Below are 26,201 nucleotides of genomic sequence, written 5' to 3' on the forward strand. Positions count from 1 at the left end.
ATGAAGTATTTTTTAGCTACCTGTCGCCATCCTTGAATGCTAGTAATTTTATCTTTCCAGTCAGGAGCATCTTTCTCTTCATCATTTCCTCTCTCTCTCAAAAAGGACGAAGGACAAGAAACCTTCGTCTTGAATCATTTAATTAAATATCGAGTGAAGACTTAGATGATTTCTCCATAATTTCGACTGTTTGAGCTTCATCAGGGCGAATACTACCAGAAGAATAACCTGCGATCCAGCCAAGAGATAAACTAGCAATAATAGCTAGACTTAAAGCTATTTTACGATCGCAAAATTTATAACTAAAATCAAATATTTTTTGCCAAATATTACTATTAAAATTTTTTTTAAAGTGTTTTTTGGCAGATTTTGCTGATGGTACAGACTGTTGAAGTTGCGATTGCTGTTTTTCCAAAAGTTTATATATTCGTTCTGGTGTTAACCCATTAATTCTTTCTTCTTGAATTGCTTCTAATTTTTCTTTTAAAATAGCTACATTTTTGAGCTTTCCATTAAAAATAAATAGATTAGTGAGTATTAGCTCTAGGTCGTCTACTAAAGAATCTAATTCAAATTCTATTTTTTGCAGTTCAGAAGCTGAAGTATAAAAATTATATTTAGCCAAGCCTTTATTTAAAATATTAGTTCTACTTTTTAATTTTTCTAATTTATCAGGAAGTAGTTTTAATTTATGTTTAATTGGCTCAATTTCTGGAGTTAAGCTCAGACAAGACTCAAGAATCGGAATTAAACAGCTTATTTGACGCTGAATATTTTGATGGTATTTTTTTTTCATTGGATTGTTGTCTAATATTTCTAAATTAATTATTACTAATGACGAAAGACAGAATAGATACAAGAAGGTTACCATAGAGATATTTTTGATTGTGCTTGTGCTTAAAAATATCTTTTTTAATTTCTACTAATTAGAACGTTCGGTGTATGCTTTTTTCTGATCTATACTATTAAAGAAGTAATAGTTGTAGAGTAATACTTCTAAAAAATGTAATTAGTAGTTAAGAAAAGCGATCGCTTTTGCAATGAATTTCAAGCAATATGCTGTTCGGCTGCTAGTCTTTTTTAAGAGTTAAAAAAAATATATTTCATCATTTATTGATTTAGCATTTTCAATATATTATTATTTATAAGTTACTGTATTTTTCAGAAAAAAATAGAGAATACTAACTAAATTATATTATTCTTATTTAATGTCGTTTTACAATTATTTCGAGCGATTGTGTAAGTCATTTTTTATTTATTTGACTATCAACTAATATTGTTATTTTAGGAAAAACTTAGATCAAATTACTTCTATCGAGAGGTGTAGATATAAACCAATTCATTTAGTGTATTCAACTAATAATTTTTAAGATAATTCTGATAATTTATCCTTTGAATGATTAAAATTAACTACATTTTTCAATCTGCTTCGATGAGAAATTCTTTTGGGTCTAACTTGTGGTGGTTCTGCCAGTATTATAATTATTACTGTACTATTTATCTCAATATCTGTACTGTAAATACACCTTTTAACTTTAACTCGAACAATTTTTTCAATTAATTCTTCTATTTTTACTTTCAAGGAAGAATCTAAACATCTTCTTACTTGATGTAATAAATGTAAATATGATGCTTCTAATAAAAGTTTTTCAATCGGTGTTATTACTTCTTCACAGAAAATAAAAATTTTATTTTCAAATAAATGACACTTTACTTTACTTGCTCGATGGGTAAACTCTTGGTGATATAAATTATTGACTTTTTGAGAAATATCTCGTTCTATCTGTCCTACTGTTGGATAACAATCTTGATTTTGTTTGAAGCTCATAAACTTGATATTTTGCGATTAATGAAAATAACATCAGACAAGTCACAGAAAAATTTAATGCCGATCGCCTTCTATTCTTTGAACACAATACTCAAAAAAGATAGTGTATATTTAGTTGTGTAACTACACAGTAGTCAAGTTAAAAAGTCCATACATCTTTATTTAGATAGAGATCGAGATTAGATAATCTTGAAATAGTATTTTCTACAACTAATTTCTATCTTTTTATAGATTCTTATTTGCGTTATTTCCGAGACAATTCACTTTAATACTTAGTAGTTAGCAAACAATTGTCTGAATCTAATTCTTTTGCTCCTATCGGTTGGCAAGGTATTGTATTACGCTTAGGCATCGCCTTAATGGTTGGTGTAATTATTGGCTTGGAAAGAGAAACCAAAAGTAAGCCCGCAGGATTAAGAACTAATATGTTGGTTTGTTTTGGTTCGGCATTAGTTGTGCTTATTCCCATCGAAATAGGTGCAGCGCAGCAAAACTTAGACGTTTTAGGGCGTGCTATTTCTGGTGTGGTAAGTGGTGTGGGTTTTATTGGGGGTGGCACAATTTTACGAGAATCTAGAGTTAAAGGCTTAACTTCGGCAGCAGCCATTTGGGTTTCTGCTGCTCTTGGTATTGCTGCTGGTTGTGGCTTGTGGATTTTAAGTTTAGTCGGAGCTTGTGTTACCTGGGTAATTTTGCGTGTTTTAGACAGGTGGGAGAAGTATTTATAAATAAGAAAAATAGAAATCCGAAAAATCTATCTTTTGTTAGATGAAATTACTAATTATCCTCATTAAGCTAAGTCGGGTAAATTATATATATTATTCATGCAAGAAATTATAGAAAGAGCCTTATATTTAAAACAAAAGTTAGTTAATTTTGTTTATGATGCTGAGGGAGAAATTGCGATCGCTCTAGAAAGTTATGTAGCCAACAATAGTAATAAAAATAGCTATGGAATCAAACAGCAAAGCCTAATAATCGATCTCTTTATTATTGAAGAAACAGTAAATCAGAAAACAATTTTAGAGCTATTTATAGCATCAACTAAAAATTTAGATATTAAAGATATCGAGTTGATTAAACTATGGCAAAATAATTTTGTCGGCTTATTTGAAATTACGGCAGTTCAAGGCGATATTTATCAATTATTTAACTGGTTAACCGCCAAAAAATACCAAGTCTATAGCCATTCTCAGATACCAGAAAAGGAAAAAAGTAGATTGCAGCCAGGGGAAATAATCTTAACTATTCTTGCTCCTATCAACAATTCAGCATGGTTTATTTTCAGCGATTTAATTATAAAAGGTAAACTCAGCAAGCCAAAACTTGCTGTGGCAATCGGCGAATTTCGAGATAACTATGCCAATTTTCTGTATGCTGATGCACCAGAGCTATTAGAACAAGCCTGGAAGTCTGTAGCAGTATATCATCAAGAATTTATCGATTATATGGGTACTGATAATTTAACTTTACCTGGATCTAAATTAGAGCAAAAAATCAATAAGCTTCGGCAAAAGATGACCCAAAAAAGATTAGCAGAAGCAGGTATCAATAGCGAAAAATCTTTATCAGAAATATTATCAGAATCAGGTACAGATAAAGCGAAATTTTACGATCGTGCTGATATGTTAGGTGTCGATCCAGAAACCGCAGAAAAAATTGTTAAAAACAAAGATAAAATTTCGATGGTAATGCCCAAAGTGGATTTACCTTCAGAAATCAAGCAAGCAGAAACCGTTACCGTATTTTCTCATCCTCAATGGGGTCAAACATTTTTACCAAATTTTGCTAAATTTACCAATTTATTAAGTAGCCCAGAATCTCTACTAACAAAAAATCTCGATCTGGCTCTGCAATATATACACAAATATCTAGAAAAATCTGAAGCCAACTATTATATTTGGCAGCAATTAAAACAAAAATATCCCCAAAATCTGACAAAAATTTTACAAAAATATACCAACAAAAATAATTTTAATCTTGAGTTGGATCTAAATAATTTATTATTGAACTATGGCAAAAAATCTAATCCAGAATTACCTGAAATCGCTAGTGTACCCATACATCTAAATGATTTATTTGAATTAGCAGTAGCACAAGTACAAAAAAATAAGTCTAAAACTAAAAAGAAAAAGAAAAAGAAAGGATTTATGAATTAATTCCCTAAATAGCTTGATGAGTAATATAAATGCCGTAGGAAACCTACGGCAATACATTTTGACTTTCATACTGTGAAAGCTAAGACTTGTTTTGGATTAGATGATAATTTTAAATTACTGTCATACTACTATTTAGTTACTAAGCACTGCGACGAGTTAATAGACCCCAAATAAATATCAGTAACATTGCACCAAGTACAGCAAAGATAATACTTGGAATAGTCAAAGCCCCTGCTGAGGCGGCGGCTGCCCCCGAACTACCTAATAAACTCTGACCGATAAAGCCCCCGACTAACGCACCTAAAATACCTAATCCTATAGTAGCAATGATACCACCACCTTGATGACCAGGATAAATTAGTTTTGCCAATGCGCCTGCAATCAATCCTAATACTAACCAAGCTAAAATACCCATATTTAATTTTCTCCTGAATTTAATATTTACTTGTTTTTTTAAAGGTTTTATTGAGTTACAATCAAAATACCTTTTATTTACTTGCTACAATCAGAATATCAACTTTATTAAATAAACTCTTCTATCTAAAAGTAGATATTTATTAGATGTATATTTAACTAAATACTTTTTTATTTGGTTAATCTGGCTTTCGTGTATTAGCTCTTGGTGAACTAACAAACAAAAATCTATGTTTTAACTTTTTGACAAACTTTTAAATACGAAATACATCGACAAAAATCTGCTTTTTTACTTTCAATCTTTGTCGATCTGGAGAATCATAAAAAACCATCAAACTATCGTTCTTATCTAAATAAGAATATAATGCTAATCCTTCTGCGTGGTCTGAACCAATGGTAAAAGGCAGATCGAATAAAGGAATTAGATCGCCATTGTCTGGGGAGTGAAAAAGCTCGTCTAAATTCTTCAAAGCCTTTTTCCACCTAAATACTGTCATTTCTCCTTCAAGAGCCATTGTTGGTCCTGCAAGGATTATCATATCTTTGCCTTTAATACATAATTCTCTGATTCCCAAGCCATTGAGATCGAAGAAGTGCTTTTTGTATCTTGCTCCTTCATCAGTAAACTGTTTGAAAGTTAGTATTCCTGGTTCACTAGACTCTAGTTCTAATTCTAAAATTATTGCCCATCCCCGTAGCACGGGACCTCGTAAACCTAAAAATAATTTATCTCCCGCTACTGCTAAACCTTCGATATCCAAACCATTATCTTTAGAAGGAATCGCTGCGTTGATAAATGGTTGTAGATGACGATCTTCTTTTAAAAGCTCATATAATATATTGCGCTCTTCAGTAGTTTGTAAACAACCAGCAATTAATTTTTCTCCTGCCACTGGTGAACAAGATTTGACTAATTCTCCATCCATTAAAGGAATTCTAGCTAAAATAAACCGATTGAGATCGGTAGTGATTGTTGCCAATCTCTCTAAATTTTTAGCATCACTTTTATCTTTGACTTTTTTGCGCTTAGTGCTGTGAGAACCAGTCAACCATAAATAGCCATCAGCATAATCCATGCCTTCAATATCAATTTCATCATCGGTATTAAATAAATCGATGTAATCTTGGAGCAAAAAACGTCGATGTTTGCCATAACTATGACCGCCGATTGGTTCGAGACGTTCGACACCAATCATTTCATCCGAACCCACCCATAAATAGCCATCTGGCGAAAAAGCAGCAGCAGAAATATCTGACACCACATCACTAGCTCTAGCTTCAAAGTTGAGTAAGATGCGACTTAGTAGAAAATAGGGTAATTTAGACATAAGTAGTTGTGCAAAATTAATTGGATAGTTGAGATTGGGTTTAGGGGTTAGGGGTTAGGGGTTAGGAAAATATGGAATATACAAATAATTCTGCTTAGGTACATATCAATTAATTGTTTGCGGTCAAGATATATAATTGTTGTTACGCACTCATTGATCTTCGGAGGCTGGTTAAAGTAATTCGAGCATTACATGCGGCGAACTATGCGCCTTTGTTTGCGCCTTTCGGCGACGCGGGGTCTCGAATTTAAGGGGAAAGGGTTAAAGGATAAATTAGTCTACTTTCATACCTGCTTGAAAATATTATTTTTTCGTTGTTATGCGTAAGGTCAGATATATAAGTTAAATCAAACCCTAAATAAATAAATCTATCTAGATAAATATTTCCGTTCTTCTTTACAAGACTTAATAATATTTTGTCTATCTTTTGCAGGATGAAAGATTGACATGATTGTTTTGCAATGAAAGTAGAATAAACAATCTCTAATAGGTCTATAAAACTTTTAATTAATATAATGACGCAACGATCGCCTTCGACAGAATTAGAATCTACTTGGGGAAAATTTTCCACTCAACAAGCAGCCGAAGCAACACAAATTAAATTAAAAGAAGCTGGTATTACTTCTGGAAGAAGCAGATAGACGATAGCAAGAAAATTAGTTATTAGTCGTCAAAAGTCCGAATGATTCGAGGAATTTATAATCGCCACAATAGTGACTTATGCAAACTACTTTAGAAGTACGTTGGTTTGTCAGAGGGATGCCACCAGCAGTAGTGCAAAGGTGGTTTAAGTTTAAATGCCCAGGGAAATTATTGGCAGAAGAACCAGAAACCAGAGAAGATTTATATGCTTGTCGAACACCTGAAGACATTAAAAAGTTTAGCGCGATCGCATCTAACATTACCAACCCCACAGCTATTAACCTCAAATTACGCGAGGAAAATCTAGAATTAAAGCTGCGTCAAGCTGAATGGAACAATCAACAATTTGGTAATCTCAAAAATTTTGCTATCTGGTGGGGAAATATCGAACAGTGGTCTAAGTTAACCGAACAGGAGTTAAAAGATTCTGGTTTATCTGTCCTCAACTTAATACCCAAAACTAACTGGATTCCCGTTTATAAAAAGCGGGAGCAAAAATTAGCAGCAAATGTGAAAAGTGAGTTGACTTGGCTGAGAAGCGATCGCGAATCTTGGTGGAGCGTGGCATTTGAAATGAGCAAACATACTCATGATAGAGAAAAAAACAATTATTTCAAACAAGTAATCGATCGCGCCTGTCAATCTTACTATGGACCCAAGTTATCAGCAGACAATTCTTATAGCTATAGTCAGTGGCTGCTTGAACTGTATCCTCAAACAGTATTCTACAATTAAGTATCTATGCAAAATTAATTTCTTGGTTGAGGTTGGGAAAAGGTTAAGGGATAAAGGGAAAAGAAGAACTAGAGTGTGTAATTAAATTTGCTTTACTACTTAGCTTGAAAATAGAAGCTCAAACAACTTAAATTCTTCAACAGATTTATAACTTTAGTTGGAGGAATTAAAACTGATTAGTTAGTTATTCTGAACCCAAAGGTAAATAAATAGTAGGGCAAAAGAATAATTGATAAATCATAAATAATCATTTCTCATTATTTGAGTTTTATCAGTTATTTTGTCTACTTACTTACTTTAATAGTTTACGGCATTATTTTTTTAAAACTTAAAATTAAATTTTGTTTTTAAGCTATTTACTATTGCAAAACAACAAGGTAATTTCGACATAAATCATCATGATACATTTAACTTATCAGGCAATTATTCGTTTCAATTCTTTTCTTAAAAAGATTCAAATTAAAAAATTTTTAACAACTGTGTTATTAGGAGCAATCTTATTAACCAATGGCGTTAGTAGTTATGCGACTAATGGTGAAAATGCTGCTGATAATATTAGTAATAAGGTATTTGAGAGCAATTCTGAACGACCAACTACAACTCGTGAATGGAGACAAGAAGCCCGCGAAACTGAAGGTGATCCTCTAGAAAGAGCCAAGGAAATTGGTAAAGAATCGGCTCAAGCAATAAAAGAATGGGGAAAACTTTATCCAGATGTTGCGGATAGAACTCTTCCTGATGATTTGAGTTAAACAAAATTCAGAAGTTTAGATATTTAGGTTAGGATGTATTAGATAAAATACATCTTAATTTTTTTATCAGTTCATGGCGAGTATGTATCTGAAACAAGTTTAGGTTTTGATTTTCAACCGTGGCAAGATAGAAATATTTTAGAATTACCTGATTACGGAGTTTTCTTGGCTCATTTGTAGATATAGACATTAGTTAAAGGTTGATTGGCTAATAATCTGTGAAAGAATTTGCTTTCGAGAAGTTTTAGGCAATGAAAATAGAAGAATTAATATTAATTCTGTAGTTATAAATAAACTTTAAAAAAATAGAGTTATTTTTTTAAAGCTATGACTAAATAAGTAGTTACAAGCGATCGCCCTTATTTAAATGCGATCGTTATTCTCTATCAAAATTCTACTCTTTAAAATAAAGTCAAGTATCATGACAATTTTGCCAGGAAAAGCAGTATCCTAAATGTCAAACCAGGAGAAGGTAAAATTATTACCCTTAAGGGTGAAAAGCTAGGAGTTTATAAAGACGAGACAGGAAAAGTCACCGCAGTTAATGCTACTTGTCCTCACCTAGCCTGTATTGTCAACTGGAACAGTGCTGAAAAGATTTGGGATTGTCCCTGTCATGGCGGGCGTTTTACTTGTGAAGGTAAAGTTATTCAAGGTCCTCCCGTAAAAGATTTAGAACAAAAACTGCTGTCTTATTTTCTGAGGCAACAATTAAAATCTAGTTTATCTCTACGGAATATGCATAATTTTTGATTTTAAAAAGTAAATTAGATTGTCACTAAATTTTTAGCCAAAGATTAAGATATGCTTGTCAACAATTTTAGGAAAACAGTCAATGCCGAAAAAGTCAGAATCTCGGCTACAGTAACTTGGGAGAATTGCGATCGTCCGTCTCAAGAAGTCTTTTTTGAAACCAGCGTCAAGTTCGCAGATGATTTCTATCTCAACCCTAATTCATGGTTATTGTGTTGTACCTTAGCAGCAATGCGTTACGGCGAAACCAGAATTGCCCTAGACAAGCCAATTTCTCCAGAACTCAAAGACGGTTTAATCAACTCAATGAAGTGCCTAATCGATTGGCATGGAGGCAAACGAAAAGTAATTGCAATTGAAGCTCCTTTGGACACTGAAGTTTCTTTTAGTTACAAAAAGCCCCGCGCAGCAGGATTATTCTCTGGGGGAATCGATGCCTTAGCAATGGTCAGAGAAAATCAACTCAATTTTCCAGTCGGTCATTCCCGACGGATTCAGGATGGCATTTTAGTTTATGGAGTTTTACAAGGTGAAAATGAATACGATTCTAGTTTCCAAAATGTAATCGATGCGGTGGATACAATGGCGCAGGATGGGGGATTGGAATTAATTCAAGTACATACCAATGCCTACGCTCATTTTCGGGATTTAGATCCAGACTTTAGTTTCTGGCGATTTGAATATCATGGTTCGTTTTTGGCTGCTATCGCCCATGCTTTTGCGCCTCGATTTAGCGTAGCTTCGATCGCTTCTACCTACAATTTGGCTAATCTAGAGCCTTGGGGTTCACATCCATTGTTAGATCCCCTATACAGTACTACTGACCTTCAGATTCGTCACGAAAATGCTGCCCTTTCTCGACTAGAAAAAACTAGGTTAGTTGGAGAATGGGATGTTGCTCTCAAAAACTTGCGAGTGTGTAACGAAAAGGAAAGCTATAGTCAAGGTAATTACAACTGTGGCAACTGTGAGAAATGCGTCAGAACAATGACGGCTTTTTTGGCACTGGTTTACTAGAGCGAATTCCGACTTTCAAAGAACACAACGTTACCAAGGATAAGCTAGTCCAAACCTGTTATCTAAGTGATAATTACGAAGAGAATTGTTATCGAGAACTGATCGAACCGCTGCAAAAAATTGGTCGTGATGATTTGGTTGAAGGTATCGAGCAGATTATCCGACGTTATCGCGAACAAGATTTTAAGGGCATTGCCAAACGGATCGACCGTGTTTTGTTTAATGGCAATTTGTTGAGTATTGGTAAACGGCTTAAGAGCAAGTAAGTCTGGGAGACACGACTTGGCAATTTTGGATTTTGAATAACGAGAAGTGGTCATTTAAGACTCACTCACAATTGCTAAAAACCTAATCCTGTCGTCACAGTTACTGAATTTTGCCAACTCGTGTGGGAGAAGCTTATACCAATTCTCTATAACAATGCACTAAATAAACTTTAAAAACTAAGAACTAATACCAATTCTCGAATACAACGAGAGACTTCGGTTGTGGCAGGGGATAGGGGTTAGGGGTTAGGGTGTAGGGAAAACAAAGGTTGTGGTTTTTTGGTTAAAAGAGATAAATGTCTTGATGTCTCCAGACACTTTTGAGAATTGGTATAAAAACTAAAAACTACGAACTAGTAAATTTTCCCAGAGAGCTATTCAACTGAAAACGGCTGTAAGTGCAACTTCAAGGAGAAATGGTATTATGGCTTCAAGCTTAAAGTTACCCCAACTAACTTCTGTGAGGAGTATCTTCAATATTTACAAACTAAAAACATGGAAAGCAATGCCGTTATTCCCCTCTAAACTGTAGTGAGGTAAATTTTCCAGTACACTGTCTCTTTCATTAACGTCAATGGTAAATAGGTGGGAGTCAGATAGAGTACTGTACATACGATACACAGGAATGGTATTTAGTTCTTCTCTCTCTTCGGAGAAGGCATAGTATTTGATTCCTTCAAAGTTATAGTTGCTGAGATTTTCGGCAATAAAGTTTCTTTCTACTTCATCCATTGTATATAGATGAGAACCTGTAGAAGTATTGAAGAAACGATAAACTGGGCGAGATCCTTCAATGACATTTCCCGTGAGAGTGTCTTTATTGTCATTTAAGACAGTGAATTTTTCCCCCTCGTAGTTGTAAGCGAGTTCCCCATTATCGCTTAGTTGTCGTACCGTGGAGATTTCTAACGCATCGGTAGTATAAAGATGGAAGCCTTTTTGATATTGGAAGAAACGATGCACGTCAGTAAAGTCTGGTTGTCCTAAAATAGTCATCTGGGCGTTGGCATAGTCGTTTTTGCCATCGGTAATAACATAGGTAAATTGTGCTTCCCCATCAAAATTGCCATCGGGAGTATAGGTTAGGGTGTTGTCTTGGTTGATAGTGACGTTATTGGCTTCAATGATTTCTCCATTATCAGTGACTTGCCATACTTGAGTAATGGTGAGGTTATCGTTATCGAGATCGAAATCGTTAACCAAAGGTGAGATCGCAATCGGATTTAGATTGTTGAGATAAATTAGATCCCCTTCTGCTACAGGAACATTGTTATTTAGATCTAGAGTGAAGGTAGGATCGTTAGCAGTATTTTCGTTGATTGCCTCATTGTTGGTATTGATATTGTTTAGAGATTGAACTGTTACGGTTGATGGGGTATCGATCGCAGCACCCTGACTGATTTGTTGGATTTGGGCGATCGCAACTGCTTTGGCTTGAGGGGTTAAATTAGTATTTGCCAGGATGTCATCTATTTCTTGATTGCTTTGAGCGATGGCATTGGCAGGATTTACAGTCGGTGCATTACTGGAATTTTCTCCATTGACACTAGCACCCTGAGAAACTTTTGGTATCAGGCGATCGATATTGTTAGGGTTACTCAGATCGAAGGTAGAGGAATTATTGCCATCGTTATTTAAAACAACATTGCCACCAGTGGGAGGGTTTAAAGATCTTGTAAGGCTTTCAATTACGCTATCTGAGGTTGCCAGGCGATTATTAGGATCGGAGTCGATCGCATTGGTGACACCGACAATAGTACCCTGGATTTTAGCTTGTTGGGCAAATACGGTAATGCCGTTAGAATCTCCTTGTTGAATGGCTTCTAGGGAATCGTAGGTAGTCAGATCGATATCTGCTGGCAGATTTAATCTGGTTTTGATAATTGTTTGTGCTTCATCAAAACTCATCCCAGGTTGTGCGAGGAGTTTGGTAAGGAAGCTAAAGGGATTGAGGCTGAATTGAGGCAGATCGAGGGTTATCTCGGCGGGTAGGATCTGGCTGCCTATCGCTATGGCTGCATCGTTGAGAGTTGAGTTACTATTATTGGCGATCGCATTTATTTCTTGATTGTTTTCGGCTATGTCGGTTGCCGTTAAGCGAATTAAAGCGGGAGATAGGTTAAAGTCGGCTTCTCGTTGTTGAGTGCGATTTATAGCTTCTTCGATAAAGCTTTCCACAGCCAAAGTATTATTAAGATCGATGGCATTATTGTTATTTAAGCGATCGGCAATTAGATCTATTACTAGTTTGCTTACTGTACTGTTATCTAAATTAGAACCATCGGCGATCGCTTGGGTAGTTTGGAAGACGAGATTTTGGAATTTTGCTTGTTGGGCAAATACGGGTAAACCGTTGTTATCTCCCAAGGTTATGGCAGCTAGAGGATCGTAGTTGAGTAAATCGACATTAGTATCAAAGCCCAGATTGGATTCGATTTTGGTTTGTGCTGTGGCAAAATCGGGTTGCATCAATTCCGCAATTAAAGTAGTTAGAGGAGAAGCATAGGCTTTATTGGGATCTGTCGCTTCGCCACCAATGGTAATAGTTTCGGGAATGACGATTAAAGGAGTAGTGAGGGGTAAGTTGGTGGAAATATCTACGCCACCGATAACCATAATTTGTCCTTCTTGGGGATCTATCTGATTATTTTGGTTGACATCAAATTCAAAAGCGGGAATATCTAATTCGTAACTGCCATCCACATTAGTTACAGCAAAAGGTTCGTTACTATCCTTGAGTTTATTAAAGTTAGCATCGAAAAATACCGTACCCCCAGCAATATAACCATCCGCACCAACACCCACACTATTACCACTCGCACCGAGATTGAAACTAATTAGGGGGAAGGTAGCAAAGTGATTGCTATAAACCGTCTGACGGAAAGCCTGTACTTCCGCACCGAGGAAGGCTTCCACTTCTCCTGCAATATTAAACAATTCCCAGGGAGTATCGATCCGCGAAGCAATTTCCCTAGCGCGAATTCTGCCATCGCTAGTGCCGTTATTTTCCCCTACGTCTATTAGATCTACTTCAATATTGCCCTGAATACCTCCCGTGATATAGCCAGAAAGTGCCACCAAGTCGATACCGCCACCAATAGCCAGGGAAGCATTTAAAGTAATTTCAGGTACATCCGCACCCGTACCATCGGGATTAATGCGATCGCTGATATAGAAGCCTTCAAAGGTACGATAGGATTCTTCGGGGGCAAAACCCAACCGTTGCCATTGGGATAAACCCAAAGTATCAAAACCAAAAGTTAGATCCGCAGCGATATCGATATCTCCTGCTAACAATGCCGAGAAGGGAGGAAAGATAGGAATGTTTTGGGATAGACTCAAGCCAACTTCTAATTCTGGTACGTCGTAGCTAAATAAAGGCACGTCGGTTTTGCTTAGAAGCAGATCGATCGCCGTGTAGGGATTGCTAATTAAAGAAATATCGATCGCGCTATCTTTGGTAAAGCCTTGGGCGATTTGTTTTTGTTTGCCTCGGTTGCCATTACTGGGGAGATTATCGATCTCGGCGTTGACATCTGCTACATTGCCTTTTGCTTGAGGGTTAACGTTGCTAGGATCGCTATTGGGATCGGTAGCGTCAAATTCTCCCAGATCGAACGAACCTAAAGGAATAATTATAGACTCGGCATCGGTGGAAGCAATTAATTCATCGAGATCGAAGATTTTATCTACTGCATCGACAAAACCCGTACTTACCCGACTGTTAGGCAAAGCTGCGACTAATTCTAATAAAGAGATTTCGCCATTATTATTGGCATCTAGTTTTACGCCAAATAAGCTATCGATACCCAATGCTTCTAGTAGTTTAGTGTCGGTATTGAGTACGTCAATAATCGGCTTCAGGGGTTCGAGAATATCGCTAATGTCACCGATTACGGGTTCGGCAAAATCGCTAATAAACGTACCTAAATCCACTTCTACATTGTTAAAACTAATCCCAGGCTGACTTAAATCCTGAAATTCGCCATTTTCGTCGTAACCAAAAGCATCCCAACCAATTGCTAAGTCAAATAGGAAATTAGGTAAGAAATTATCCGTTCCTTCAATGCTAGTTTCGGCACTGAAGCCAACATTTACCGCACCATCTAATACGGGAGTATAAACTTCTTCCGATTCAAAATCTCGTTTTAATTCCGCAACGGTGAGGCGGTTATTATCTTGTTTGGGAACTAATCTTTTGTCGTTATTGTTAATGTTTTCGGTATTATAAGCGGTATCTAGATTGAGTTCTTCTTGTAATTCCGTAAATCCTAAAGCCTCTAACTCCGAATCACTTAAGGCTTCATAAATACCATCATCATTGGGCAGTACGAAGTTAAACTCCTCCCCTTCATCCAATTTATTGTTATTGTTGCTATCTTCAAATTCAATAGCAGGGAGATTGTCTAGATCTTGCAAGGCAAAACCAAATTCAATTCCTGCTGCGGTGGGATTTTCGGCATCGTTAGCTAAATCTAGTTGCAGCAAACCCATGCTACCAGAAGCATTAAAACCATCTTCCAGCACCAAATTAACTCCCGTAGTCAACTCGGTTTTATCCGTATCGAGGAAGAAACCAAAGTCTTTATGGATGCCAAAACTAAGATCCAAACCATAGTCGAAACTCAATTCGGCATTACCATCGAGATTTAAACCCAAGGCGGGTAAACCCAAATCTCCCGAAAGATCGATCGCGCCTAAATCGTAAACATTACCTATAGATATATCAAAAGTAGTCTCGCTAAACGAAACATTGCTAGCTACTTCCACATCTAAATCGATTCCTTCTAAGCTAAAAGCATCTGCGATCGCATTTTTAAGTAAATTTTCTAAATCTGATTGGGTTAAATCTCCCGCACTGTTTAACTGATTGACTACCGCATCCTTAAACGTACCGATAAAATCAGGGGCAAAGTCTGATAATTTTCCAATTAAAGGAATCTCAATTCCTAATAATTCCTCGGTAATAATCTCCTCTATTTCTGTTAATACCGACTCCAAACCCGACGCAGTTTCTTGAGAGTCGATAATCTCGGCGATGTTTACTGTAATCGTTTGGCTGGGATAATTGGGGGCAGAAATAACAATATTGCTGCTATGATTCCCTTCTACTGTTGAATCATTTACCGCATTTACATTAACAGCCTGGAAATTATTATAGTTGTCGGGAGTAAAAGTCAGATTGCCAATGGGTTCGAGTTGCCCGTCAGTAGCAAAGTTGAGAGTAACATTACCACTAGGAGGAGTTGTTAACGCCACAAAGATGCGATCGCTCGTTCCCCCTTCTTCTACTTTAGTACTGTCTTCTGTTTCGATAATGGCAATGCCGTTACTATCATTAGGAATAGTTAAAAAGCGATCTTCAATAGTTATATTTGCACTGGAATTATTGGGGTTTACGCCATAATTCGATCCATCTCCAGTAAGACTAATAGGAATAGTCTCTCCGTTATCGCTATTAACATCGTAGAGTGCGTCAACATCGATATTGGCTGAAGTTTGCCCTGCGGGAACAAATACATTACTGGGAACTAAAGCATTATAGTCATCTCCTGCCGTAGCACTACCACCTACGGTATAGTTAACCACCAAACCACTATTGGGGGCGGGTTTATCTAAAGTGACAACAAAATTCCCCGTATTTCCTTCGGCAATAGTCGGAGTACCCGCAGCAATACTTACTTCTGGTTCGTCATCCTCAATAGTTAAGCTAGCACTAGTACTAATCCCTAGCTGATAATTCTCCCCAGTCAACAATTCAACCACTACCGTTTCATTGGGATCGAAGAAAATATCGTCAATCGGATCGACTGCCAGATCTACCCTAGTTTCTCCCGCAGGAACAAAAGCAACACCGCTTAAAGCAGCATAATCCACCCCCGCAACGGCACTACCACCAATACTGTAATTAACTTCTAAAGGAATGGGAAAAGGCGAACTGAGTTCTAAAGCAAAATTCCCCGCAACTTCATCCTTCTCTTCAGGAACATTCCCCAAACTAATAGCAAGAGTAGGAATAACTAACTTAGCAATATTGCCATAGACGGCATCATTATTCTGAAAGCGATCGAAACCCACAAAATTACCGCTAGCATTACCCGCATCGTTACTAGTAAAAACTAGATTCGATCCGCTAATCTTCGCGCTACTATCCCGAATAAAAACCGCACCGCCTCTACCTTCGCCATCGTTACCGCCATCACCTCCGTCAGCATCGTTACTGCGAAAAGTGCTATCAATAATCGTCAGGTTGGCATTAGAGTTAACAAAGATAGCACCGCCCAAACCAGCACCACCGCCACCTAAACCGCCCGAACCGCCAGCACCCGTAGACAGAGTTCCACCACCGCTTCCCGAATTACCGTTAGTACCATCTCCACCAAAAGTACCCCCAGAACCTCCAGATCTACCCGAACCATTACTAATACTGCCGATGCCAGTGCCTCTACCACCGCCACCGCCGCCACCGCCACCGCCAGCACCAAAACCGCCATTACCACCAAAACCGCCATTACCACCGCCAGCACCATCGCTACCGCCACCACCGCCACTGCCACTATTTCCGCCTACGCCAAAACCGCCCGAACTACCATTATCTCCAGTACTACCGCGATCTCCACTAGTACAGACTCCTAAAAAGCGACTGCATTCCCCACCATCGCCACCACTACCGCTACTACCATCTCCTCCATCATTACCATTGGCATTTACACCACCGCCTCTGCCACCAGAACCACCTCTACCGCTAGAATTCCCGCCAACAGCATCATTATTTTCCAAGGTGACGCGATCGATAATGACTGAGGAATTGCCATTAATCAAGATTGCCCCACCATAACCCAGGTTGCCCCCCTTACCGCTACTGCCACTACTCCCTTGATGTCTCCCATTAACTAGATTGAGATCGACAAAACTTACATTTGCCCCATTAATCGTAAAAAGCCTGCCAGAATTCGGGATAGTTATGCCAGGAAATACCGTTATACCTTCTACATTTCCATCTATAGTTACACCAGCACCAAAAAACTGAATATCGTTTCCTGCTTCGATCGCAAAAGAATGACCTACAATCGTTTGTCCGCTAATTTCACTCAGATCGATCGCATCCAACCCAGGAAGATTTCCCGCTTCTCGTATCGCCCAAGCTAAAGAACCTTCTAGATTGACATCGTTACTAGTATTAGTAACCTTAATTGCATCATTATTATTATTGCGATCGAACATCAAAGATACCTCTCTTTTTAATTGGTTAAAATAACCAAAACTAGTTTCCTAGTATTTACTTAGGATATCTTTTGAACCACCTTAGTAACCATAAAGTTCCAATAAAGTTACACAACAAGGTTGAATTTTAAATACAATTTAGTGCGATCGCCATTAAATTTTAGTCACTCGAACTAATTTGTATCAACAATTACCAATCATTTTTTTGATTTTTTTCTCATAATTTTATTAACATAAATCCCTCAAATATGATGTTTAAATTATCACCTTAGAGTTCTGAATCCCTATGGTTGAGGCGATAATTATTATTAAAATAGATCGATATATTTCCTCAAAGATCGATTAGGCTTCAAAAAATATTAAGTTATGTAACAATTAGATTAAAACATTAAGAATTATTGCTGCTTTAAAATCATTTTGTTAGGGTATTACTGCCATCAAACTAGGAGGTTTAATTGTAAATTTATTGATTCACAAAATATATTTACAAATTGCTAAAATTTTATTTTTCTAGCAATTATCCAATTCACAGTAGATAATTTAGCTTCTTAGCAAATACCTTCCAAACTAAAACTTTCTCATTATTTTGATGGTAAAAACACGGTTCGTCGAACAATTTTAGTGGGTGTCAAACAGCTTCAATTTCAATTGACATTTAGAACGTTTATCAAGGAGATTACCGATGAATTTAACAGGAAAAACAGCCTTAATTACTGGTGCTTCGAGAGGAATTGGCAAAGCAATATCTATCGAACTAGCCAAACAAGGAGTCAAACATTTAATTCTCGTAGCTAGAGATCGCCAAAAACTAGCTGAAGTAGCCAGAGAAATCGAAACCATTGGCACAAAGGTTACTACCCTATCTTTAGATTTAAAACAATTATCTTCCATTAACATTGCGATCGCTCAAGTATGGTCGATTCACAAACCCATTCATCTCTTAGTTAACTGTGCGGGAATTGCCCATCAGTCAGCATTTTTAGACACTCATGCCCATAAATTTGAAGAAGAGATTTCTACTAACTTATTAGGCATGATGAACATTACTCGTTTGCTGGCAAAACGCATGGCAAATCAAAAGGAAGGAACGATCGTTAATGTATCTAGTTTGATGGGTAAAGTAGCAGCACCAACCATGTCTACCTATTCAGCCACCAAATTCGCCATCGTCGGTTTTACTCAAGCTTTACGCAGCGAATTAGCCGAACATAACGTTCGAGTGGTAGCATTATTGCCCACCCTAACTGATACGGAAATGGCAAGAAATCTCAAACTATTTCGTTGGGTAACGCCCATGACTCCCGAAAAAGTCGCCCAAACTTTAGTGGCAAAACTATACAACAACTCTGGAGAAATATTAGTGGGATGGCAGAGTTATCTTGCGGTTTGGTGTCAAAGAATCTTCCCGCAGTTACTAGATAAAATCCTAATGCTATCCGCGCCAAGTGTTTGATACCAAATCGGGACAAGTTTCTAGTAAATTGAACAGCGATAAAAATTTAATTCTATAGGTTGAATTCAAAACTAAAAACCAATCGCTAAACAGTTAAATATCTATGTACTAAAGAATCAGTTAATTCTGAAGTTTTACCCTTAGCCACAATAGAACCCTTATCCATAATGAAAAACTTCTTAGCTAGCTGGCGGATAAAGTCAATCTTCTGTTCCACAACGATTACGGTTATACCTTTTTCGCGGTTAATTCTTCTTAAGGTATCTTCAATTTCTTGGACGATGGAGGGTTGAATACCTTCGGTTGGTTCGTCAAGTAACATAATTTTAGGATTGCACATCAATCCTCGTGCGATCGCCAGTTGCTGTTGTTGTCCCCCACTTAACAAACCTCCTTGACGGGAGAGATGTTCTTTCAGCATCGGGAAAAATTCAAAGATCTCGGAAGGGATACGTTTGCTACTTTTGCCACTAGCACTAGTACCGAGCTTTAGATTATCTAAGACAGAAAGATAGGGAATAATTTCTCTACCTTGAGGAATGTAGGCAATTCCTTGGCGCGATCGCTTGTAAGTAGGTGCTTTTGTAATATTTTTATTATTAAAAGTAAGGCTTCCTTTCGTTAATTTATTTAGACCGATAATACTCCGTAGTAAAGTAGTTTTGCCCACACCGTTACGTCCTAAAAGACCGACCATGTCTCCTTTGTTTATAGTCATGTCAACATCAAATAACACTGGAGTTTGTCCGTAGCCAGCAGTTAATTTATTTAGTTCAAGCAGCGACATCGATTTTTTCTCTTCCTAGATAAACTTCAATTACTTTCGAGTTATTTTGAATTTCTGTTACCGAACCTTCGGCGAGTTTTGCCCCTTGATGCAATACCACTATTCTTTCGGCAATTTGTTTGACAAACTCCATATCGTGTTCGATCGCCACAACGGCATGATTTTGTGCCAAAGTTTTGATAATTTCTCCCGTAGCGTGAGTTTCTTCGGGAGTCATCCCCGCAGTAGGTTCGTCCAGCAATACTACAGTCGGATCTTGGGCGATAACCATACCAATTTCTACCCATTGTTTTTGACCGTGAGATAAAGAAGCTACTGTAGTGGCAGCATTATTTAACAAGCCGATGCGATCTAAAACATCGATAATTTTATCTTTCTTATTTTTGGTCAGTTTACTAGTAATGGAATCAAAAATTCCGTGACTACCTTTAAGTGCCAAAAGGATATTTTCAAAGACCGTTAATTCGTTATAAACATTGGGATTCTGAAACTTACGACCGATCCCCATTCTGGCAATATCGTAGGGACTTTTATTAGTAATATCTTTACCTTGAAAATAAACATTTCCCGCTGCGACGGGAGACTTAGAAACGATCGCATCGAGTAAGGTACTTTTTCCCGCACCATTTGGACCAATAATCGTGACAATCTCGCGATCGCCTACTTCTAGATCTACTCCCTTGAGTGCCTTAAAACCAGAGAAGACTACTTGTAAATCTTTGACGGATAAGATGGGTTTCATTTTTTTGTTAGTTGTTAGTGGTTAATGGTTGTTTACTGTTAGAAGTTTTTTTATTGGTAAATAATTTTGCAACCGAACCGACTAAGCCATCGGGGATAAATAGAACAACGATTAGTAGTAATACCCCAACAACTAATTGCCAGTCTTGAGTGACTCTTTCGGCAGAATTTTGGATTTGACCCAATAAGATAGCTGCAATCAAAGGACCAATTAAAGTACCCCTGCCGCCAATAGCTACCCAGATAACTACCTGCGTACCAAAAGCTACTGCTAAATATACAGGGGAAATAAAGCGATTGAGAGGTACAAATAAACCCCCTGCGATACCAGCAATACCCGCCGATAAAGTCCAGATAAAGATCTTGAAACTGGCTACGTCATAACCCAGGTAAGAAATCCGATTTTCATTTTCTTTAATCGATCGCAAGATCAAACCGAAGTTAGATTGAGTCAGCCACCAACTACTTACTAAAACAAAGGTAGTAAATAGCAAAATCATCCAGTACAAACCATTTAAAGGAATATCCACCCCAAAGATACTCAACCGAGAAACATCAGTGATGCCGTTTGTTCCGCCAGTGTATGCTTGTTGGCTGATAAAAAAGGTGGTCAATGCCGAAGAGATTGCCAAGGTAATAATCGTAATATAGACCCCGCTGACCTTAGAACGAAAGATAAACCAGCCGATGAGATAGGCAAAAGCCGCAGGTACACCCACCATTGCGATCGCAGCTAGGGGAAAAAACTTCAACGGGGCAATAAACCAAGGCAATTCCGTCAAACCATTCCAAACCATAAAGTCGGGCAAGTCTACACCATAAGTATTACCCTCAGCCGAAAGATTCAACTTGAGATAGTATGCCATTGCATAACCACCCAGGGTAAAAAATACCCCGTGGGCAAAACTCAAAATACCTGTAAAACCCCAGACCAAATCTAGGGAGATAGCTAACGATCCAAACAACAGTAACTTGGCTAACAAAGATATCTGAAAGCTACCTACCACAAAGGGCAAGACTGCCATTACCAAAAAACTTATTCCCGTAACAATACCCAATTTCGTCGGATTTCGCGATCGCGTTGCAATACCAATTGTTGATTCAACCATAATTGTTAGTGGTTAGTGGTTAGTGGTTAGTGGTCAGTGGTTAGTGATTAGTGGTTAGTAGTTGGTAGTTTACCCGCGTTTTTGAACTGTAAATAAACCCTCTGGCTTGTAGCGAATTAAAATAATTACCGCAGCCAAAACAATTACCCTAGCGGTAGGATCGTTAAGTAAATAAGCAATCCCCGAACTAGACTCGCCAATTAAAAAGGCCCCTGCTAGAACGCCAATCAATTTATCTACTCCTCCTGTCACCACAGTCATCCAAGCATCGACTAAATAATCCTGTCCCATCGGTGGCGAGACACTTTTAAGGGAAGATATTACCGCCCCCGCTACGCCAGCCAAACCGCAACCATAAGCAAAGGTCAGCATATCAATCAAACTAGTATTAACTCCCAAACACTTTGCCATATCTCGGTTTTGAGTAACAGCCCGCACCTGACGACCAAGATCGGTTTTATTGAGTAAATAGCCTGTCAAAATAAGTAAGGCGATCGCAACTATAACGATGAACAGGCGATAATAAGAAATTGCGATCGCAGGAGAACCTTGGGCATCTTTTAACAGGGTTAAATTGCCCGATATGTAGGGGGGAGACTTCACATATTTTAGCTGTGCGGTGAAAATCAGCTTAATTACCCCCTGCAAAACAATACTCAGCCCCCAGGTAGCCAGTAATGTTTCTAAAGGACGACCGTATAGTCTGCGAATAATACTAATCTCCACTAATGCCCCAATTGCGGCAGTAATTAGGAAAGCAAAGGGAATGGTCAGCAGCAGATCCATATTAAAAGTAGACTGCATCCAAAAAGTGACATAAGCTCCTAACATAATAAACTCGCCGTGGGCTAGATTAATAATCCGCATTACCCCAAAAGTAATCGCCAAACCCAACCCAGTCAGCAACAAAATCCCTACCACTCCAATACCGTTAAGCAATTGGTTGCTCAACGCAACTATACTAAAAGCCTCGGCGGTTTCTTCTTGTGCCAAATAAAAAAACGAAAACAAATGTGCGTACATTGAATTACTTATTACTTATTACTTATTATTTATTACTTACGCACAAGTGCATTAGCAATTCGGAAGACAAACCAACAACGATCTTAAGTTTTTTCCAAATACTTGACCCCTAGATCTTTCTTCGTTTCCTTAATGGGGCTAGAGCGATCGTCGGGGACGGGGCGACTGCAAATCCTTCCTGGGTATAGGGTTTGACTCCAGGCGATCGGTTTGACGGCTGCGGGAGTGGCAAAAACGATTTCTGCTTGACCGTCTTCTTTCCACTTACCAATACGAGAATAAAGATAGCTGTGATAGTTGTCCGCATCCATTTTGACTAGTCCTTGGGGTGCTTGGAATTTTTGCCCCCTGGTAGCTTCGCGGATGGTTTGGGTGTTTAATTCACCACCACCTTTCAAGACATCTCGCATGGCTTGCGCCATGTAAAATGTCTGAATATAAGCAGCTTCCATCACTCCATTAGTGACGCGGTTATCGCCAAATTTTTCCTTGAACTGAGTTACAAAAGCCTCGTTTTCGGGCGTTTCTACCGTTTGGAAATAGTTAAAGCTGGTGTAGTGTCCTGCGGCATATTCCGAACCCATCGCCTGAATTTCTTCTTCAGTGGTGGGATATGCCATGATCGGAATCTGTTCGGCAGTAATTCCCGCATCCTTATACTGACGATAGAAAGCAGGAATGCTATCTCCGACCAAGTTACTCAAGACAAAATCGGGTTTGGCTTGCTTAATTTTATTGATAATCGTGATAAATTCTGTTGTCCCAAGGGGTGCATACTCATCACCTACTACTTTTCCCCCAGCCTTCTCCAATTCAGCTTTAGCAATACGATTGCTTTCTTTAGGATAAATATAATCAGAACCAATAAAGAAACCCTTTGGTCCAAAATTATCCTTGCAATAGGGTATGGAATCGGTTATTTGCTGATTGGGTGCAGCCCCTGTATAGAAAACGTTGGAGCTACATTCATTCCCTTCATAATAAACAGGATAGTAAAGAATCGAATCTTTTTCTTCAAAGACGGGCAACACTGACTTGCGACTGGCGGAAGTATAACAACCAAGGACGCATTTTACTTGGTCTTCGTCGATCAGACGCTTGGACATTTGATTGTACAAATCCCAGTCAGAGTTGGGATTAACCACTACTTTCTGTATTTTGCGTCCTTCAATACCTTCCCCGTTTCCTTCCCAAGGACCAGTACCAGTATTAATCTGTTCTAACGCCAAGAAGGTCGCATCTTGTAATGACTTTTCCACGATCGCGATCGTCCCCGTGGTGGAATACATTACCCCAACCTTAATCGGGTTTTCTCCCAGGTCTTCATCCCCCGTACTAGAAGCACCACCGCCACAGGCTGCCAGAACCCCCGTCCCTACTGCCAAAGAACTATATTTAAGAAATTTGCGGCGACTCAAACTAGAGAAAGTCGATTGATACTGTTTGTTCATGAATTTTTTTGATCGGCTAACAAAACTAAAACAATAAAAAAAAATTTAATTACTAGCTTGTAAAGTCAGATTGAGTTGGAATTATTGTTAGCAAAGCTTGACTTGTCTCTCATGAGAATTTAACAAAAATCACCAAAATAACTGCAGCAATTCTCAATCGTTAATCTCTAACAAGCTTAAATATGTAATTAAAAATATGAAATAAAATTGCAACATTTTCCTTGCTAAATATTGCTGGTACTAGATTGCTATTTGATATTAGGCAGCATAATCTTGTCTTTTTATTTATTTTGTTATCTATAATACAAAACAAAAAATTTTTTATCGTTAGCGTTATTTCAAAAGACGTTAGTAGCGTCTTCTTAAATTGTGACCTTGTCCGATCGGATTTTTCCCTAACTTAATTACTATCCCGAAGTCCTATACATTCTTGTTTTAAAGCATTTCATTTATAGGCTTGAAATTTTGGTTTTGGATTTTCTTCAAAACCTAATGTTGTGCTGTCAATTTCAATTTACTACCTAAGGGAGAAGCAAAAAAAACAAGCTCAAATATAGTATTTTACGAGTTTTCTTTTGAGAATAAAAAGTGAGAATAAAAAGTCATGAAAACAAGATTTTTTAAATGCAAAATATTAAAAATCAACTTTTTGTAGCCGATTTTACTTTTGCGATCGCCAGAAGCAATAATAATGCAAACATCCTCACATAAAACACACTTACTTATAGAAACAATATTTTTTGAGGGAAAACCAAGTAATTCACCCAAATCACCTCAAAAATAGTCAGAGAAGGATTGCTATTTAACTAAAGCAAAAAACCAAGCAATCTTCTTTCAATGCGTCATTTTTAATTGATGACCGACAAAATTATTAAAACTCAGTCAAACATTGCGATCGAGAAAAATATCATGCCAGAAACTCTCTTCAAAGTCGATCTAACTAAACCAATGAAAAAGCAGGACGTGCCAGGACACAATCGCTGGCATCCCGATATACCTGCGGTAGTCTCTGTTAAACCAGGAGATGTGTTTCGCATCGAGTGCAAAGATTGGACTGACGGACAGATCGGGAATAACGACGACCCCAGCGACATCGAAAAAGTCGATCTCGATATCGTTCATGTCCTTAGCGGCCCAATTCGCGTTGAGGGGGCAGAACCAGGAGATATCTTAGTTGTAGACCTCTTAGATATTGGCGCGCTACCAGGAGACGAATGGGGTTTTACAGGAATTTTCTCAAGAGACAACGGGGGAGGTTTTCTAACAGATCATTTTCCGCAGGCTGCTAAAGCCTGTTGGGACTTACAGGGAATCTATACCAGTTCTCGTCATATTCCTGGAGTAAAGTTTGCAGGTATTACTCACCCTGGTTTGATTGGCTGCGCACCATCGATGGAACTATTGCAGACATGGAACAAGAGAGAAAAAGCCCTAGTGGAAAAAGGCGGGCCACCTTGGAAACCAGCTATTCCTGACTTAGCTGCCTTGCCCAATCCTAACCAAGCAGTTTTGGGAACCTTACCAGATGGAGAATTTGATCGCGTCGCAGCCGAAGCAGCCCGTACCGTACCTCCTAGAGAACATGGCGGAAACTGCGATATCAAAAACTTATCAAAAGGTTCGCGAATCTATTTCCCTGTATATGTAGATGGGGCAAACCTATCAATGGGGGACATTCATTTTTCTCAAGGAGATGGAGAAATTTCGTTCTGTGGGGCGATCGAAATGTCGGGTTATATCGATTTGCACGTCGATATTATTAAGGGTGGCGTGGAAAAATACGATATGGTCAACCCCATTTTTAAACCAGGTCCTGTAGAACCTCAATATTCTGAATATCTTATCTTTGAAGGTATCTCCGTCGATGAATTTAGCGGCGAACAATACTACCTCGATGCCCACGTATCTTACCGTCGTGCTTGTCTGAATGCCATTAATTATCTTAAGAAATTTGGCTATACGGGAGAACAAGCATATCTGTTGTTAAGCTGCGCCCCCGTCGAAGGTAGAATTAGCGGTATCGTCGATATCCCTAATGCTTGTTGTACCTTGGCTCTACCTACTGCTATTTTCGATCGAGATATCGTACCGACTTAAACGCAACAAGGGCGAATATCCTTCGGGTTTGATACTTTTCTCAACGGAGGAAACCTCCGCAACGAAAGTTTCTCATCATTCGCCCCAAAACCAATGTCAAATGTTCAATGTTAAATGAAAAAATGCCTCTATACGAATATCGTTGTGACTCTTGCGGAGATTTTGAAGCCTGGCGCAGTATCTCGGAATATAATGCACCCATAACTTGTTCGGGATGCGATCGCATTGCTACCAAAATTTTTTCTGTACCTAATATTAATCTCAACTCTGGTAGTTTATCGAAAATTACTGCTAAAACTAACGAACCTAGATTAGTTCAAACCAAACGACGCGAACCCAATAAACCAAAATATCAAAGTTCTACTGGTGGTAGACCTTGGATGTTTTTCCATTGATTAGAACAACTATAACCAAGAATAATT

21 protein-coding genes are annotated in these 26,201 nt (G+C 38.1%); 11 read left to right on the plus strand and 10 right to left on the minus strand.

Annotation, left to right across the window (positions count from 1 at the left end; genetic code table 11):
• Window positions 1-142: 142 nt before the first annotated feature.
• A complete protein-coding gene (locus AC33VI_RS20180; RefSeq protein ID WP_491784055.1) occupies window positions 143-796 on the minus strand; it encodes a hypothetical protein in 654 nt (217 codons plus the stop codon).
• A 570-nt stretch (window positions 797-1,366) separates the two neighbouring features.
• Entirely contained in the window at window positions 1,367-1,828 is a 462-nt protein-coding gene (locus tag AC33VI_RS20185; RefSeq protein ID WP_491784056.1) for a Na-translocating system protein MpsC family protein, read from the minus strand.
• A gap of 290 nt (window positions 1,829-2,118) precedes the next feature.
• On the opposite strand from AC33VI_RS20185, the gene AC33VI_RS20190 reads away from it, so the two are divergent.
• Entirely contained in the window at window positions 2,119-2,556 is a 438-nt protein-coding gene (locus AC33VI_RS20190; RefSeq protein ID WP_491784057.1) for an MgtC/SapB family protein, read from the plus strand.
• A 96-nt stretch (window positions 2,557-2,652) separates the two neighbouring features.
• Window positions 2,653-3,987, plus strand: coding sequence for a hypothetical protein (locus AC33VI_RS20195; RefSeq protein WP_491784058.1), 1,335 nt, complete (start codon window positions 2,653-2,655; stop codon window positions 3,985-3,987).
• Window positions 3,988-4,126: 139 nt separating this feature from the next.
• Here AC33VI_RS20195 and AC33VI_RS20200 read toward each other — a convergent pair whose 3' ends face one another.
• Both AC33VI_RS20200 and AC33VI_RS20205 read right to left on the minus strand, forming a co-directional pair.
• Window positions 4,127-4,402: a GlsB/YeaQ/YmgE family stress response membrane protein gene (locus tag AC33VI_RS20200; protein WP_491784059.1), complete on the minus strand. Its 276-nt coding sequence runs from the start codon at window positions 4,400-4,402 to the stop codon at window positions 4,127-4,129.
• Between the two features lie 253 nt (window positions 4,403-4,655).
• The gene (locus AC33VI_RS20205) at window positions 4,656-5,729 is read right to left on the minus strand and encodes a DUF3616 domain-containing protein (protein WP_491784060.1); all 1,074 of its coding nucleotides are present in this window, start codon (window positions 5,727-5,729) and stop codon (window positions 4,656-4,658) included.
• A gap of 515 nt (window positions 5,730-6,244) precedes the next feature.
• Here AC33VI_RS20205 and AC33VI_RS20210 point away from each other — a divergent pair.
• From AC33VI_RS20210 to AC33VI_RS20235, 6 genes are all read left to right on the plus strand, one after another.
• The gene (locus tag AC33VI_RS20210) at window positions 6,245-6,370 is read left to right on the plus strand and encodes a hypothetical protein (RefSeq protein ID WP_491784061.1); all 126 of its coding nucleotides are present in this window, start codon (window positions 6,245-6,247) and stop codon (window positions 6,368-6,370) included.
• A 79-nt stretch (window positions 6,371-6,449) separates the two neighbouring features.
• On the plus strand, window positions 6,450-7,106 hold the full coding sequence (locus tag AC33VI_RS20215; protein ID WP_491784062.1) for a hypothetical protein: 657 nt from the start codon (window positions 6,450-6,452) through the stop codon (window positions 7,104-7,106).
• A gap of 398 nt (window positions 7,107-7,504) precedes the next feature.
• Window positions 7,505-7,858, plus strand: a complete 354-nt coding sequence (locus tag AC33VI_RS20220; RefSeq protein WP_491784063.1) for a hypothetical protein — start codon at window positions 7,505-7,507, stop codon at window positions 7,856-7,858.
• Window positions 7,859-8,305: 447 nt separating this feature from the next.
• A complete protein-coding gene (locus AC33VI_RS20225) occupies window positions 8,306-8,611 on the plus strand; it encodes a Rieske 2Fe-2S domain-containing protein (protein WP_491784089.1) in 306 nt (101 codons plus the stop codon).
• 51 nt (window positions 8,612-8,662) lie between these two features.
• On the plus strand, window positions 8,663-9,628 hold the full coding sequence (locus AC33VI_RS20230; protein WP_491784064.1) for a hypothetical protein: 966 nt from the start codon (window positions 8,663-8,665) through the stop codon (window positions 9,626-9,628).
• Window positions 9,586-9,894, plus strand: a complete 309-nt coding sequence (locus tag AC33VI_RS20235; RefSeq protein WP_491784065.1) for a hypothetical protein — start codon at window positions 9,586-9,588, stop codon at window positions 9,892-9,894. The genes AC33VI_RS20230 and AC33VI_RS20235 overlap by 43 nt, the downstream gene beginning before the upstream one ends.
• 480 nt (window positions 9,895-10,374) lie before the next feature.
• Here the strand turns inward: AC33VI_RS20235 and AC33VI_RS20240 are convergent, their stop codons facing one another.
• Complete coding sequence (locus AC33VI_RS20240; protein WP_491784066.1) at window positions 10,375-17,118, minus strand: Ig-like domain-containing protein; 6,744 nt, start codon at window positions 17,116-17,118, stop codon at window positions 10,375-10,377.
• Between the two features lie 682 nt (window positions 17,119-17,800).
• Between AC33VI_RS20240 and AC33VI_RS20245 the strand changes: the two genes are divergently transcribed.
• A complete protein-coding gene (locus AC33VI_RS20245) occupies window positions 17,801-18,571 on the plus strand; it encodes an SDR family NAD(P)-dependent oxidoreductase (protein ID WP_491784067.1) in 771 nt (256 codons plus the stop codon).
• An 85-nt stretch (window positions 18,572-18,656) separates the two neighbouring features.
• On the opposite strand, the gene urtE is transcribed toward AC33VI_RS20245, so the two are convergent.
• The 5 genes from urtE to AC33VI_RS20270 form a co-directional block, all read right to left on the minus strand.
• Window positions 18,657-19,358 (minus strand): urea ABC transporter ATP-binding subunit UrtE, encoded by a 702-nt coding sequence (gene urtE / locus AC33VI_RS20250; RefSeq protein ID WP_491784068.1) that lies wholly within the window; start codon window positions 19,356-19,358, stop codon window positions 18,657-18,659.
• Window positions 19,345-20,100, minus strand: a complete 756-nt coding sequence (gene urtD, locus AC33VI_RS20255; RefSeq protein ID WP_491784069.1) for an urea ABC transporter ATP-binding protein UrtD — start codon at window positions 20,098-20,100, stop codon at window positions 19,345-19,347. Before urtD ends, urtE begins: the two co-directional genes overlap by 14 nt.
• A gap of 7 nt (window positions 20,101-20,107) precedes the next feature.
• Window positions 20,108-21,208 carry an urea ABC transporter permease subunit UrtC gene (gene urtC / locus AC33VI_RS20260; RefSeq protein ID WP_491784070.1) on the minus strand — a complete coding sequence of 367 codons (1,101 nt, stop codon included), beginning with the start codon at window positions 21,206-21,208 and terminating at the stop codon, window positions 20,108-20,110.
• A gap of 69 nt (window positions 21,209-21,277) precedes the next feature.
• A complete protein-coding gene (gene urtB, locus AC33VI_RS20265) occupies window positions 21,278-22,231 on the minus strand; it encodes an urea ABC transporter permease subunit UrtB (RefSeq protein WP_491784071.1) in 954 nt (317 codons plus the stop codon).
• Window positions 22,232-22,314: 83 nt separating this feature from the next.
• Complete coding sequence (locus AC33VI_RS20270; RefSeq protein ID WP_491784072.1) at window positions 22,315-23,682, minus strand: ABC transporter substrate-binding protein; 1,368 nt, start codon at window positions 23,680-23,682, stop codon at window positions 22,315-22,317.
• Window positions 23,683-24,591: 909 nt separating this feature from the next.
• On the opposite strand from AC33VI_RS20270, the gene fmdA reads away from it, so the two are divergent.
• The gene (gene fmdA, locus AC33VI_RS20275) at window positions 24,592-25,779 is read left to right on the plus strand and encodes a formamidase (RefSeq protein ID WP_491784090.1); all 1,188 of its coding nucleotides are present in this window, start codon (window positions 24,592-24,594) and stop codon (window positions 25,777-25,779) included.
• Window positions 25,780-25,886: 107 nt separating this feature from the next.
• Window positions 25,887-26,174, plus strand: a complete 288-nt coding sequence (locus AC33VI_RS20280; RefSeq protein ID WP_491784073.1) for an FmdB family zinc ribbon protein — start codon at window positions 25,887-25,889, stop codon at window positions 26,172-26,174.
• The last annotated feature ends 27 nt before the right edge of the window (window positions 26,175-26,201 follow it).

The organism is Waterburya sp., assembly GCF_058530065.1.